Below are 14,009 nucleotides of genomic sequence, written 5' to 3' on the forward strand. Positions count from 1 at the left end.
AATTGTAATTAAAAAAATTAAGTATGAAACATCTTAACAAACTTTTAGTTGCTGTAATGATGGTGATGGGGTTAGCTTCTCACGCGCAAGACAGTAACAATCCATGGGCTATCTCTTTTGGAGTTAATGCCGTTGACACTAGAACTAGTGCAAGTCCAGAACATGTTGACTTTTTTCCGGCGCATTTCTCTCAGCCATTCGCTGTAAAAGACAACTGGAATATCCTTCCATCTTTATCTTACATTGGAGTGTCTAGATATGTAGGTTCAGGATTTTCTGTTGGTTTACAAGGGTCTGTGAATAAAATTGACAAATATGTTCGTTTTGCTCCAAATGCTCCAGGGCATGATGCAAGAGGAATGATTGTTGAAAATCCAGGTGATTTGATGTATTACGGGATTGATGCTACTATCAAGTACAGCTTCCAGGAATTAATCAAATCTAAAGTAATCGATCCTTCGTTATCTGTTGGTGGTGGTTATGTTTTCTTCGGAGACAGCAGCTACGGAACAGTTAACCCAGGTGCTGGAATAACTTTCTGGTTTACTGATGCTATCGGTTTAGAGCTTGCTACTAAATACAAATGGTCTGTTTCTGGAGACAGAGAAGATGCAGCTGGTGTTCCAGATGCTCCATCTCACTTCCAACACACTGCTGGTTTAGTTTTCAAATTCGGAGGTAAAGATACTGACGGAGACGGAATTTATGACAAAGACGATGCTTGTCCAGATGTTGCTGGTTTAAAACAATTCAACGGATGTCCTGATACTGACGGAGACGGAATCGTTGACGCTAGTGATGCTTGTCCAGATGTTTTTGGTTTAGCTGCATTAAACGGTTGTCCTGATACTGACGGAGACGGAATTGCTGATAAAGATGATGCTTGTCCAGATGTTGCTGGTTTAGCTGCTTTAAGAGGTTGTCCAGATGCTGACGGTGATGGTATTGCTGATAAAGATGACAAATGTCCTACAGTTGCTGGTCCAAAAGAAAATGGTGGTTGTCCTTTCTTAGACGCTGATAAAGATGGTGTTTTAGATAAAGATGATGATTGTCCTACAGTTGCTGGTCCTGCTAGTAACAGAGGATGTCCAGAAGTTACTTCTGAGGCGTTAGAAGACCTTAAAGTTCAAGCTAGAGCAATCTACTTTAACTCAGGTAAAGCTACTTTCAAATCAGGAGACAAAGAAACTCCAGCTAGATTAGATGCTATTAAAGAAATCCTTAAAAACTATCCAAACGCGAAATTCAGCATTGAAGGTCACACAGATAGCGATGGTTCTGACAAATTGAACCAAAAACTTTCTGAAGACAGAGCTGCTGCTGTAATGAACGCTTTGATCGAAAGAGGAGTAAATGTTGATAACTTAGTATCTAAAGGTTTTGGTGAGTCTCAACCAGTAGCGAGTAACAAAACTCCTGCAGGTAAAGCACAAAACAGAAGAACTGAAATCAAACACATCGGTTCTAAATACGAAGGTAAATTGTAATTTACTTTCTAAATAAATTCTAAAAGCCATTCTTAATTGAATGGCTTTTTTTATTTTTATAAAATGATAAATACTTCTTTTCTCGGAAAAATAGCAACTGTTATAATTCAGGATTATTCAGGTAAACTTGCTGAAACAACTATTATCCTGCCAAATAAAAGAGCAAAGGTTTTTTTAATTGAAGCTTTAAAAAAAGAAACGACTCACACGATTCTTTCTCCTGATATAATTAGTATAGAGGATTTTGTACAGGATGTCGCGTCCATTCGTGCTGTTGATTCAATTGAACTTCTATTTGAATTTTACGAAGTATATCTCTCTGTTACAGAAAAACAAAACCAACAATCATTCGAATTATTTGCCAATTGGGCAAAAACGCTTCTACAGGATTTTAATGAAATTGATCGCTACTTATTAGAACCTTCCCACGTTTTGTCTTATCTGAAAGATATCGAAGACATTAAAAAATGGGGAATAGAGGTTGAAAATAAAACAAAACTTTTAGAAAATTATATTGAGTTCTGGAAACTTCTCCCTTTGTATTATGAGTCTTTATACAATCATTTGCTTCATAAAGGAATAGGGTATCAGGGTTTGATTTATCGGGAAGCGGTTCATAATTTAAATCATTTTTCGAATACAATCTCAGGACGTACCTTTGTTTTTGCAGGTTTCAATGCCTTGAATGCCGCTGAAGAAAAAATCGTGCAGCATCTTTTGGCCTTAGATCAGGCTAAAATTTATTGGGATGTGGATCAGACTTTTCTTAATGACCCTTATCATGATGCAGGTCTTTTTGTGCGTCGCTTTAAAGAAAACTGGAAACACTATAAAACAAATCCTTTTGAGTGGATTGTTGATGACTTTTCACAATCAAAAAACATTCAGGTAATCGGAACTCCAAAAACGATTGGCCAGGCTAAACTAGCCGGAAGTATTATCGAAAAAATAGTAGCTGAAAACCCTTTAACCTCCCTGGATAAAGTAGCCATTGTTTTGGGTGAAGAGAATTTACTAATGCCTGTTTTATATGCTTTGCCTTCTTCGGTTGGAGCTTTGAATATTACTATGGGATATTCCAGTAAAAATAATCCATCGCAAATATTGATTGCGAAATTATTTAAAATGCATACCAATGCGCTCTCCAGAAAAGGCGAAAGCTATGTTTTCTATTATAAAGACGTACTGGATATTTTAACGCATCCGTTAGTGGAACCTTATGCAGGTGCCGGTAATCTGGTTAAGATTATAAAAGAGAATAATTATACTTTTATTACCCACAACAGATTGTTCGAACTCAATTCGAATGTATCGGATCTTTTTAAGTTGCTTTTTCAAAAGTGGGAGAACGGATCGGTGGCAGTTCTCGAAAATATTTCAACTCTTTTGCTAGTCATAAAAGAAAATTTCAGCAACGACAATGAAGAGGAAAAAATTGCCAAAGCTTTTGTCTTTGCCATTTTCAAAGTAATCAATAAGCTGATAAATTATTATTCCAAACATAAACATATCGACAATATTGATACGCTGTATGCAATTTACAAACAGGTTATTGATGTCGCTGAAGTTTCTTTTGAAGGTGAGCCTCTGAAAGGACTGCAAATTATGGGAGTCCTCGAAAGTCGTGTTCTGGATTTTGATACTATAATCGTAACTTCTATGAACGAAGGGAAATTTCCTGCCGGGAAGTCCCAAAATTCATTTATTCCGTATGATGTAAAAAGAGAATTAGATTTGCCGACTTTTAAAGAAAAAGATGCTATTTATACGTATCACTTTTATCATCTGCTGCAAAGGGCAAAAAATATTTACCTGATTTATAATACCGAAAATGATGGTTTAGATGCCGGAGAGCGCAGTCGTTTTATTACGCAGCTGGAAGTCGAAAAGCAAGTAAAACATAACCTTACTTTTGATATCTATAATCCTGTTTTGCCAACAACGGCTTACCAGCCAATGGTGATTCCAAAATCTGAAGCGGTTATGGAGCGATTAAAAGAAATTGCCGTAACTGGTTTTTCTCCGTCAGCTTTAACAAGTTATATACGGAATCCGATTGAATTTTATTTTCAGAAAATCCTTCGAATCCGCGAAGTGGAAGAGGTCGAAGAAAATATTGCCTTAAATACGCTGGGAACTATTATTCATGAAACTTTAAAAGCCTTATACGATCCTTTTGTGGACAAATTTATTTCTGAATCGGATATAAAAAATTGCTTTAAGCTGTTGGATGACGAAGTATTAAGGCAATTTAAACTGGTGTATAAAGAAGGGGAAATTAAAAAAGGACGAAATCTTCTGGCTTTTGAAGTAGCCAAACGAAATGTTTCTAACTTCCTGAAAATGGAACTGGAGTCGATTGTAAACGGAGACGCCATTAAAATCATTGCTTTGGAAAAAACATTTGAGCGTCACTTCAACCATCCTGATTTGCCATTTCCTGTCTTAATTAAGGGAAATGTGGACAGAATCGAGATGCGAAACGGGAAAGTAAGAATTATCGATTATAAGACCGGAAAAGTAGAAAAAACAAATGTAGTACTGAAGTCGTGGAATGGATTGACTCAGGAGCTTAAAAACGATAAAATCATTCAGGTTCTGGCTTATGCGTTTATGTTTGAGGAAGAAGCTGGTGCTATTCCTATGGAAGCCGGCATTATTTCCTTCAAAAATTTAAAATCAGGATTTCTTCCGTTTGGGTTTAAAGAAGAGAAAGAATTGGATATTACGGTTACAAAAGAAATTCTGAACAGTTATTTAGAAGAAGTGGCTTTACTGCTAAAGGAAATTTTTGATGCCGCTATTCCATTCGAGGAAAAAATAAATTAGATCACTAAGCTGTAAAAAGACGATTTTATTACCGGTTGAAAAGTAAAGGATAAACAGTTTTTGTAAAGAAAAGCATATTCAATTCGTTTTCAACAAAAAAATAAAAGAGGTGTGCGATGGTAAATTATGCCACTTTGAAATTAAAACAGTTCTTTTTAATCATTCAAAATTTGTTTCATCAGAAGAAACTTGCGACTCATTATCACTTGCCAGGATTGACTGGTTCAATGAACGGGTCACGGAAAATTCAAAATTTCAGGGCCTGATTATTATCAATTCAAATTGTGAAAATGTAATCATGATTTCAACCCGGTTAATTTTATGCAAAAATGGTAAGTTGCATGCTGTAAGTAAAAAAGCGGAAATTGTTAGAGAACAATTTCCGCTTTTTTTGTAAGTAGTTTTTAGCTGAATATTTTTTTAAAGAAGCCTTTCTTTTTCTGTTCCTCCGTTATAGTATTGTTTATACTTCCGTTCTCAAAACGAAATCTTCTAAACTTCATCAGTTTTACATTTAGGTCAAAGCGTAATTCGTCTACCGTTTTCATCTGGATAATTTTTTTGCAAATTTATGAAAAACTTCCCGTAAACCCGCTTACACCAAAGGTTAATCACGTCATTTGAATTTTATTGAACAGATTGTTGTAATTATAGTTAAATTTCTTTTTTCTGTTAATTTTTTTTGCAGAATTTATTTTAAAAATAGTTAAAAATTAAAGGATAAATAAAAGTAACTCAGGTAATTAGAAGGGCTGTTTTTTTAACAAGTGTTTAGCGCACAATTCTGTTTATTGAAAATATCTTTGAAGATTCTTAAATTTTTTTACAACAGCAATATGATTGATTTAAATACACTGGTGGAGGAAACCGGAGCGGAATCCGGATTGGTTTTTAATATAGATGGAATTTTGATGGAGTCTGTTAATCTTGAATATGACGGGAATGTAGCGGCAATGATAGGGATGATATTGAAGATGTGTTTGGAAATGACGGAAGATGTGAATAATGGAGATTTGAAACAAGTAATGATTAAGAATAACGACGGTATCGTGGTAGCGAATAAGAATTCGGACGATAATTGTGTTGCGCTGCTTTCTAAAGATATTAGTAAAATGGGACTTCTGTTACGCAGAATGGATACCGTTTTCAACAATTAATTAAATACAATTAAAACATGTCAGATTTTTTACAGAATTTTCAAAACGATTTAAAAGAGAATATTAATGGATTTATTGCCGTTTCAGTAACTGAGGTTGAAACAGGAATGTCTTATTGTTCACTTTCTTTAAATCCAAATTTTGACCCTGAATTAGCATCCGCTTATAATTTAGAAGTCGTAAAAGCAAAATTGAATGCCATCAAAGCTTTAGGATTAGATCAAAAAATCAATGATATCTTAATTACACTAACAGATCAGATACACATTATAGATGTTTCTGAAGATGGTAAATATTTTATTTACCTTGCGGTTGATGCTACCAAAGCAAATCTTGGATTAACAAGAGCAACTTTGGCGAAATTCAAAAAGGATATTATCTCAAAATTATAATGTAATTTTGCCCCCAATAATGAGAAAAAGGCTGTTTCAAAATTTTTTGAACAGCCTTTTTTGCTTTTGCAGGTTGTGATTTATTTAAAGAAATCAGCTAATATTACTTTCAATTCTTCTTTGTTTTCAATCTGACTCATATGTCCATCGTCAAAAGAAACAAGTTCTGCAGTTGTATCTTCTATTTGTGTTATGTTTTCTTCGTAGTTTAAAACCGGATCTTTCCTGCCTAAAACCAATAAAACCGGAAAAAGATTTCCGCGTAATAGTGCCTCCCTGTCTTTTCTGATTTTCATTCCTTCTAAAGAAGCTACAATTCCCTGTAATGGAGTCTTTAAGGCCTGAATTTTAACTTTCTCAATTTCTGCTGCTAATTTTGTTCTGTTGTTTTCACTAAACAAATTCGCTATAGCGAGGCTTACAAAGGCTACATAATTTTGTTTCACCGCTTTAATGGCGCGGGTTCTGTTTAATTTTTTCTCGGCGCTGTCTTCTTTGGCAGTAGAATTTAATAAAACTAATTTCTTAATGCTGGCCGGATATAATTCAGCCAGAGCCAAAGCAACATAACCTCCCATAGAATGTCCTGCAACAATTGCTTTTCCGATTTTTAAATGTTCTAAAACTTCCTGGACAACATGGGCATTATCTTCCATAGAATGTACATAGCCCAAAGAATCCGATTCTCCGTGGCCTAATAAATCGATTGTGACAACTCGGTATTCTTCAGAAAAAAGAGCAACATATTCCTGCCACATTGTTTTGTTTTCCAGAAAACCGTGCAGCAACACAATTGCTGTTCCTTGGCCGGAATCGGTATAAGATATTTTGGTGTTTTTGTATAATAGCGTTTTCAAGACGTTTGATTTAAGTATAAAATTAAGGTATTATTTTAAAACGGCAGTAAAATTAAAACGGCTCGCATTTCTGAAAGCCGTTTGTTTTTTATGATTTCAAAAAGGAATTTATTTCTAGGAAAAACTTTTCCCGAGCATCCAGCCATCCATAATGTTTGGAATGTTCGAGGAAAACCAGTTTTGAATTGGGAAGTGTCTGATGTGCCAGTTCTCCAATTTCGTTACTGATAATATCTTCTTTTCCCTGAATGATCAGCACCGGATTTCTGAATTGTTTCAATTTCGTTTTGCAGTCAAAATTCATTTTCTGCATATCACCCCATAACAGCCCGTTTATAGTCGAATTGCCTTGTGTTAATCTTTCGGCGATTATTGGGGCATATTGCTGATCGTAAACATAGGCAGGTGCCATAGCTCTTCCTCTTCCGATTCTTGCTGTGTATGAAGTATCGCCTTTTTCGATTTTAGTATTCCAGTAATTCAGGGAATCTTTTTGAGACTGATTCAGGCCCGCTTCTATAAGGTTGGCGCTTTTCAGCAAAGTCAGATCAACACCTCCGGAAGACGATAAAATTAATTTGTCGATACTTTCCGGATAAAGGGTCGCATAATAAGAAGCCAGCATTCCTCCAAAAGAATGCCCGAGAATGTTCCATTTTTTGATTTTAAGATGTTTTCTCAATGACTCGATATCACCAGCCATTAATTGCATCGAAATAGTCTTAGCGTTTAAATTTGTCAATTTTGATTTTCCCGTTCCCCTTTGGTCGTAAATAATGGTTTCCTGATTTTCAGACAGCTTTTTGGCCATGTCTTCAAAACCATTACTGTTCATTCCCGGTCCGCCATTAATAATTAAAAGCGGTTCACCTTTTCCGAATGTTTTATAGTACGTCAGGCTGGAATCACTGTTCTTAGCATAGCCTTCCGTTTGAGCGAAAGCCTTACCAAGAAAGATCAGACAGGTAATTAGAAAAAGCTTTTTCATTGCAATGCTTATGAATTCATTAAACTCTCGATTTCATCTGCTTCAATCGGAATATTGCGCATCAGGTTAAATGGCTCTCCTTTTTCCTGCACCACAACGTTGTCTTCCAAACGGATTCCGAAACCTTCTGCCGGAATGTAGATTCCTGGTTCAACCGTAAAAACCATATTGGCTTTCATGGGTTCGTGCAGCAATCCGTAATCGTGCGTGTCCAGTCCCATGTGGTGGGAAGTTCCGTGCATGAAATATTTTTTGTAGGCTGGCCATTCCGGATTTTCGTTCTGAACATCGGCTTTGTCAATTAAGCCCAGACCCAGTAATTCAGAAGTCATGATTTTACCTACTTCAATATGGTATTGTTTCCAAAGTGTTCCCGGAGTCAGCATTTTGGTGGCTTCGTTTTTTACTTTTAGAACCGCATTGTAAACTGCTTTTTGTCTTTCGGAATATCTCCCTGAAACCGGAATTGTTCTGGTCATATCGCTAGAATAGTTAGCATATTCAGCCGCTACATCCAGTAAAATCAAATCACCGGCTTTACATTGCTGGTTGTTTTCGATATAATGCAAAACGTTTGCACTGTTTCCTGATGCAATAATTGGGGTGTAAGCAAAACCTTTAGAACGGTTGCGAATGAATTCGTGAATCAGTTCAGCTTCGATTTCATATTCGGTCACATTTGGTTTTACAAACGATAATAATCTTCGGAAACCTTTCTCGGTAATATCACATGCCTGCTGAATCAAATCGATTTCTTCGCTTTCTTTTACAGAACGTATGCGTTGCAAGATTGGGTTGCTTTTCGATACGTTGTGTGCCGGATAACGTTCTTTCCACCATTTTACGAAACGGGCTTCACGGGTTTCTGTTTCCACGGTAGCACGGTAATGTTCGTTGGTGTTGATGTACATCGTGTCGGCATACGTCATCATTTCGTTCAAAATTTTATGAAAATCCTGTAACCAATACACCGTTCTGATTCCTGAAACCTGAAAAGCGCGTTCTTTACTTAGCTTTTCACCTTCCCAAACTGCAATATGATCGTTGGTTTCTTTCAGGAAAAGAATCTCTTTTTGGTTCTCGTAAGGCGCATCCGGAAACAAAAGCAAAATACTTTCTTCCTGATCGACACCGCTCAGATAAAAAATGTCTCTGTGTTGTGCAAACGGCAAAGTACTGTCGGCACTAACGGGGTAAATGTCATTGGAATTGAAAACGGCAACACTGTTAGGTTTCATTTCTGCCGTGAATTTTCTGCGGTTTTTTACAAAAAGAGCGCTGTTTATTTGATGATATTTCATAATAATTTCGTTTTTGAACTTCGAATTTCAAAATTACATTTTTTTACAGAAGTGGCGTATAATTGATTTATTAAAGTTTTCTTATTTGTTTGGGATTTTTTCTCTCGCAGATTTGGCGGATTAAGCAGATTTTTTCTTTTGATCTTAATAATGTTTTTTAGCCCTAAAGAACACTAGGGTTTACGCAAGTACACAAAGCTTTTACACAATCTTGTCATTTCGACGAAGGAGACTCGAGCGATAGCGAACAGACGAAGTAAATCTCAGCAAGTAGCTCTACAAAGATTGATAAGTTTTGGGGCGTATCCCTCTGGCTTTTCGCGATAGCTATCGGGATTCGGCTATATTTTTTATTCAGTTTCACTTCACAAAAGGATATCGCCTCTATGCCTCACGCGAAACTCGTTTTTGTGAGAAATGAAGTTTTGTGAAAATAATAAATATCTTTGAGACGAGCCTTTTTAAAAATGCTTTTTAAAATTTATAAATGGAGAAAAAAAAACATCATTATGTTTGGCGGGATTATTTACGTTCTTGGAGTTCAGGTGAATATGTTTTTACATATTCAAAAAGGCAAAATAAAATATTTACTTCTAATTTAATGGGAGTTGCTATGGAAAAATATTTTTATGCCCTTGAAGAATTTACTCTTGAAGAAGAAATAAAGTTAAAAGAAATCGTTAAAGCTTGTAGCAATGAAGCTGTGGTTGACCTTAATTTAGAATTATATGAATCCTTTATTATTTACTCTAAAATTCTTAGGTTTCAAAAAGAGAATGCATTTGTAATTGATTCAGAAACTCAACAAGAAAAACTTGATAAAATAACAAAATTAATTAAGTCAAATCTATTTGAAGAATTTCATACAATAATTGAAAACTACGGTAGTAGAATAATTAAAATAAAAAGTTTTGAAGAGATTAGGATGTTTGACGATGGGGATAATCTATTTTTTTTCTTCATTTTTTTATGTTCTCAATTTTTAAGAACAAAAAAAATGAAGAAAAAATTAGAGTTATTGTGTGAAAAAAATGAATTAATAATCCCAAAATTTATAAATATAATTTCTTTAGTTTTTGCAAATTCACTTGCGGTTTCACTTGCAGACAATAAAGATGTGAGATATGTTTTTTATGAAAATAAAACAGATCTTAATTTTATAACTTCTGATCAACCACTAATGAACTTAAAATTTAATGATAAAGATAAGAATGGAAAGACTCTAGAATTTGAATTTTATTATCCTATTAATGCTAGAATTGCTATTCTTATACATTTAAAAAATCAAGAAAATAAATATGAGCATATTTTTATTGACAAAAAAAACGTGAAAGAACTAAATGATCATATATATCATTATGCTGATGATCATGTTTTTGCAAAAACTAAAAGCCAACTAGAAGAATATATGAGTAAAGAAAAGTCATAATTTTTCAGTTTAATCAATCACTTTTATATAAAAAAACCGAAGTTTCCAATTTGAAAACTTCGGTTTTTTCTATAAATATATCTTTCGTATAATTTATTTTTTCTCACTCAACAACTTCTCCAAAAGAGCAACTTTTTCTCTTTCAGCTTCAACCAATCGTTCGTAAAGTTTTTCATTCTTATCAAAAGCTTCAAACATTTTATCAAACGGATTAAAAGTACAGCCATAACTAATAACTGAAGAACCATTGTTGTTGTCAATGTCGAAAGTGTTCCCAATAATATTAAAAACAGCATCTTCAGAAAAGTTTTTTATTACGTCAGATGTTACTCCTAAAGCCTCTGCGATTGCTTTTAGTTTTTCATCATCAACATTTTCACTTCCTTCAATGCTTGAAACAGTTTGCTGGCTAACGCCAATCGCAATAGCAAGTGCTTCCTGCTTCATGTCGCGAAGCTCTCTGATTCGGCTTATGTTTCGCCCGATGTGTCTTGGTTTTGGTGCTGTGCTCATAGTTCAAAGATATTTAAAATTCTTTTATGTTTTTTGGTTTTGATTAAAAACGGATCTTTGTTTGTGGGGTGGATTTTGTAAATTGGTTTCTTAATTTTGTAAACATACAATTTTTCTTACTATTTTTAATTCTGATTGTAGATTTTTATAATCATGATAATAGAAGACAACCATTTCGTTCCCGCAATTAGACGAAATCCACTTTAGTGTCTGTGGCAAAAAGCAGTTCGATTCAATAAAAAAATAAAAATGCATAATTCAGTTTTTAAATTAATTACAATCAAAGAAGTTAAAAATCAATATTCTTTTTTAATCGATCGCGAAGGTTTCGATTATTTTGAAGAGTGGGAAGAGGAGGATTTCTTTTTGGTTGCAGCAGAAAATGTGAGTTTTGAAGGTAATTTTTACCTGGATCTTTATGAAGATAAAGAGAAAAAATGGCTTTCCACGGTCTTGAATCTTCCACTAAAAGAAATGGAAGATATAAGAATCGTCGGGATTTTAATTAATGGAAATCTCTCTGTAAGCGGAACCATCATAAATGCCGAAGGCGATTACGGGCCTTATGTTTTTATTAAAGGAAATGTAAGCTGCCAAAGTATGTTGTTGGGAGGTTCGTATGTTGAAATAGAAGGCAATGTGCGGGCGCAGGAAGTGGTGATGACCTATTACAATCATGGTAATTTTAAATGTTCCGGATGTGTGGAAGCGCCGGTTTTTATTATTAATGATCATAATACAGTATTTTCAGAAAGAAAAAATGATTTGTTTTATTATAATGATAATGGTGATGATGTTGATCCGAAAAATGAATGTGAATATGATGATGAAACTGGCGACGAAATTATATCAAACGAACTTCGAAAATTACTTGATAATCCGCTAATTGAGACTTTTGAAGAATTAGAGCGTGATTTGGCAAGAGGCGAGTTAGTTTTAAAACAAAACCATCCACCGGCAAAAACTTATGAATATTGGCGCGGTCGTGTTTTAGGAAATTATAGAGATCTTAAATTGGTTCCGAAAGAATTTAAAACCGAAGAGCTTTGTAATCTGGCGTTAGATATTACATATTATGCCCTGCCATTTGTGAACAAGGATTTTATTACGCCTGAACTCTGTAGAAAGTTAGTGGAGAAAGATGGTTTTGCAATTCGCGAAATTCCCGATCAGTTTATAACAGAAGAACTTTGCTGGAAAGCAGCTCAAAGCGGAACATTGATTTCATGCATTCCCACTGAGTTTTATTCTGAAGAATTAATCATAACGACTTTTAAAAATGGCAAACATGAACCTAATATTACCGACGTTCCTGCTATATTTATTACGGATATCTTATTGGTAGAATATGTGAAAATAGGCAAAGGGTTATGGCTGGATAAGGTTTGCAAAGAAAATGGAAAAGATAAATTATTGATTTTAAAACGAGTAATTGATTCGGGAATAGAATATTTGGATAACATTTTTGGAAATCATTTCAGTAAAGAAACAGCCGAATATGCTTTTTCTGTTTATAAAAGTCAGGAGGAGTGGAATAAATATGTTCAAAAATATAAGGTTAAATTTGAACGTCTTGGGTTGAATGAATATTTTTAAAGTGAATTATGCAATCAAAAATAAAAATTAGAAAAGTCGAAAAGCAGGATTTAGATTTTGTGTACAAGTCAATTTGTGAACTTGAAAATGAAGAATTAGATTTTGAAGTCTTTGCGGCGATATTCAATGAAAATATTGCTAACCCTAAGAATGTTTATTTGATCGCTGAAAACGAAAACGAAAAAGAAGGTGCAGGTTTTATTAGTTTTCATACGCAGAATCTTCTGCATCATTGTGGTTTGGTTGGTGAAATTCAGGAGTTTTTTATGCATCAAAAGTACCGGGGTCAGGGCGTGGGTCGTTTACTAATTAATGAAATAAAATTTTTTTCAGAGCAGAATAATTTGAAAAGCATAGAAGTAACCACCAACCGAAGAAGAGTAGAAAATGTCCTGATTTATGAAAATCTTGGTTTTACCTTAAGCCATAATAAGTTTACGATTTATAAAGAATAAATATCTATTTTTGACAGTATGATTGACAGAGAAAAAATAATAGAAAACTATATTGCCGGTTACAATCAATTTGATATTGATAAAATGATGGCTGATTTTGATGACAAAATTGTTTTTGAGAATATTCAAAATGCCGAAGTAAACATGACTTTGTCAGGACTGAAGGAATTTAGAAATCAGGCAGAGGAAGCGAAAAAGTACTTCTCGGAAAGAGAACAAACAATTACATTATTCAGCCATTCAGAAAACCAAAGCGAAATTGCTATTGATTACCGCGCCGTTCTGGCAATGGACTTTCCCAACGGAATGCAAAAAGGACAAGAATTAAATTTGAAAGGAAAGTCTGTTTTTGAATTTTCGAATAATAAAATTATTAGATTAGCAGATATAAGTTAAGGTATTTTTTAGCTTAATGACTTTGCTATAATCAACTTTAAATAATCAGGATTGAATAAACATTTAAAATACCTAATCGCACTCTTTCTGGCTTTTGTCGTGATTGCGGGCGACTGTACTTTAGATTCTCAATCCAAATCGGCAGCTTATTATCAGTCTTCGTTTGTTGTTTTAAGGAGAGAATTAAATCTTAAAAGTTCTTTTTTTTACAAATTTGGTGAAGTCGCCTCTTTCAGTAAAACAAGATTTTCAATTGTTTTAAGTTTTCTTAAAATAGAAAATATTTTTACTTTTCAAGTTAAGAAACTGCTTAAACAGCAAGATTTGCTGTACCAAAAACTAACTTCATTTATAAATCAATCTGTTTTTGTAAATGAAATAATTACTTCAAACAATTTCTACAAAAGTTTATACAGCGCTTAGAGATTTTTCTAAGCATTTATGCGTTTCAACGCATTCTATGATAAAATAATGTCTAATCATTTATTATTTTCAAAATGTATAAACACAAAAATAAAACACGTTTAGAGCGATCTAAACGACCACTTCATTGGATAAAAAGAAAAATAGTTGTAATAATCACGGCTTTCATGTTAGGAATGGCAA

Annotated in this window: 14 protein-coding genes; 9 read left to right on the forward strand and 5 right to left on the reverse strand. The window is 34.1% G+C overall.

Features of this window, described 5'->3' with window-relative positions; all coding sequences use genetic code 11:
• Positions 1 to 23: 23 nt before the first annotated feature.
• Positions 24 to 1,490 carry an OmpA family protein gene (locus EV142_RS18100; RefSeq protein ID WP_132037255.1) on the forward strand — a complete coding sequence of 489 codons (1,467 nt, stop codon included), beginning with the start codon at positions 24 to 26 and terminating at the stop codon, positions 1,488 to 1,490.
• Between the two features lie 63 nt (positions 1,491 to 1,553).
• Positions 1,554 to 4,319: a PD-(D/E)XK nuclease family protein gene (locus EV142_RS18105; RefSeq protein ID WP_132037256.1), complete on the forward strand. Its 2,766-nt coding sequence runs from the start codon at positions 1,554 to 1,556 to the stop codon at positions 4,317 to 4,319.
• Between the two features lie 404 nt (positions 4,320 to 4,723).
• On the opposite strand, the gene EV142_RS24080 is transcribed toward EV142_RS18105, so the two are convergent.
• Entirely contained in the window at positions 4,724 to 4,867 is a 144-nt protein-coding gene (locus tag EV142_RS24080) for a hypothetical protein (RefSeq protein ID WP_158286340.1), read from the reverse strand.
• 288 nt (positions 4,868 to 5,155) lie between these two features.
• Here EV142_RS24080 and EV142_RS18110 point away from each other — a divergent pair, with 288 nt between their 5' ends.
• Both EV142_RS18110 and EV142_RS18115 read left to right on the forward strand, forming a co-directional pair.
• Entirely contained in the window at positions 5,156 to 5,476 is a 321-nt protein-coding gene (locus EV142_RS18110) for a roadblock/LC7 domain-containing protein (RefSeq protein ID WP_132037257.1), read from the forward strand.
• Positions 5,477 to 5,493: 17 nt separating this feature from the next.
• Positions 5,494 to 5,868, forward strand: coding sequence for a hypothetical protein (locus tag EV142_RS18115; protein WP_132037258.1), 375 nt, complete (start codon positions 5,494 to 5,496; stop codon positions 5,866 to 5,868).
• An 80-nt stretch (positions 5,869 to 5,948) separates the two neighbouring features.
• Here the strand turns inward: EV142_RS18115 and EV142_RS18120 are convergent, their stop codons facing one another.
• The 3 genes from EV142_RS18120 to EV142_RS18130 form a co-directional block, all read right to left on the reverse strand.
• A complete protein-coding gene (locus tag EV142_RS18120) occupies positions 5,949 to 6,725 on the reverse strand; it encodes an alpha/beta fold hydrolase (RefSeq protein ID WP_132037259.1) in 777 nt (258 codons plus the stop codon).
• A gap of 88 nt (positions 6,726 to 6,813) precedes the next feature.
• Entirely contained in the window at positions 6,814 to 7,713 is a 900-nt protein-coding gene (locus EV142_RS18125; RefSeq protein WP_132037260.1) for an alpha/beta fold hydrolase, read from the reverse strand.
• 8 nt (positions 7,714 to 7,721) lie between these two features.
• A complete protein-coding gene (locus EV142_RS18130) occupies positions 7,722 to 9,014 on the reverse strand; it encodes an aminopeptidase P family protein (RefSeq protein WP_132037261.1) in 1,293 nt (430 codons plus the stop codon).
• A gap of 487 nt (positions 9,015 to 9,501) precedes the next feature.
• Here EV142_RS18130 and EV142_RS18135 point away from each other — a divergent pair, with 487 nt between their 5' ends.
• Positions 9,502 to 10,443: a DUF4238 domain-containing protein gene (locus EV142_RS18135; protein WP_132037262.1), complete on the forward strand. Its 942-nt coding sequence runs from the start codon at positions 9,502 to 9,504 to the stop codon at positions 10,441 to 10,443.
• Between the two features lie 93 nt (positions 10,444 to 10,536).
• Here the strand turns inward: EV142_RS18135 and EV142_RS18140 are convergent, their stop codons facing one another.
• Positions 10,537 to 10,956 carry a helix-turn-helix domain-containing protein gene (locus EV142_RS18140; RefSeq protein ID WP_132037263.1) on the reverse strand — a complete coding sequence of 140 codons (420 nt, stop codon included), beginning with the start codon at positions 10,954 to 10,956 and terminating at the stop codon, positions 10,537 to 10,539.
• Between the two features lie 249 nt (positions 10,957 to 11,205).
• On the opposite strand from EV142_RS18140, the gene EV142_RS18145 reads away from it, so the two are divergent.
• Genes EV142_RS18145 through EV142_RS18160 form a run of 4 tightly spaced genes read left to right on the forward strand, consistent with a single transcriptional unit; the run spans position 11,206 to position 13,826 of the window.
• Complete coding sequence (locus EV142_RS18145; protein WP_132037264.1) at positions 11,206 to 12,552, forward strand: polymer-forming cytoskeletal protein; 1,347 nt, start codon at positions 11,206 to 11,208, stop codon at positions 12,550 to 12,552.
• A gap of 8 nt (positions 12,553 to 12,560) precedes the next feature.
• Positions 12,561 to 13,007 (forward strand): GNAT family N-acetyltransferase, encoded by a 447-nt coding sequence (locus EV142_RS18150; protein WP_132037265.1) that lies wholly within the window; start codon positions 12,561 to 12,563, stop codon positions 13,005 to 13,007.
• 18 nt (positions 13,008 to 13,025) lie between these two features.
• Entirely contained in the window at positions 13,026 to 13,403 is a 378-nt protein-coding gene (locus EV142_RS18155) for a nuclear transport factor 2 family protein (RefSeq protein ID WP_132037266.1), read from the forward strand.
• Between the two features lie 51 nt (positions 13,404 to 13,454).
• Positions 13,455 to 13,826: a hypothetical protein gene (locus EV142_RS18160; RefSeq protein WP_132037267.1), complete on the forward strand. Its 372-nt coding sequence runs from the start codon at positions 13,455 to 13,457 to the stop codon at positions 13,824 to 13,826.
• The last annotated feature ends 183 nt before the right edge of the window (positions 13,827 to 14,009 follow it).

Source organism: Flavobacterium circumlabens (genome assembly GCF_004345565.1).
In the GTDB taxonomy this organism is placed as follows: domain Bacteria; phylum Bacteroidota; class Bacteroidia; order Flavobacteriales; family Flavobacteriaceae; genus Flavobacterium; species Flavobacterium circumlabens.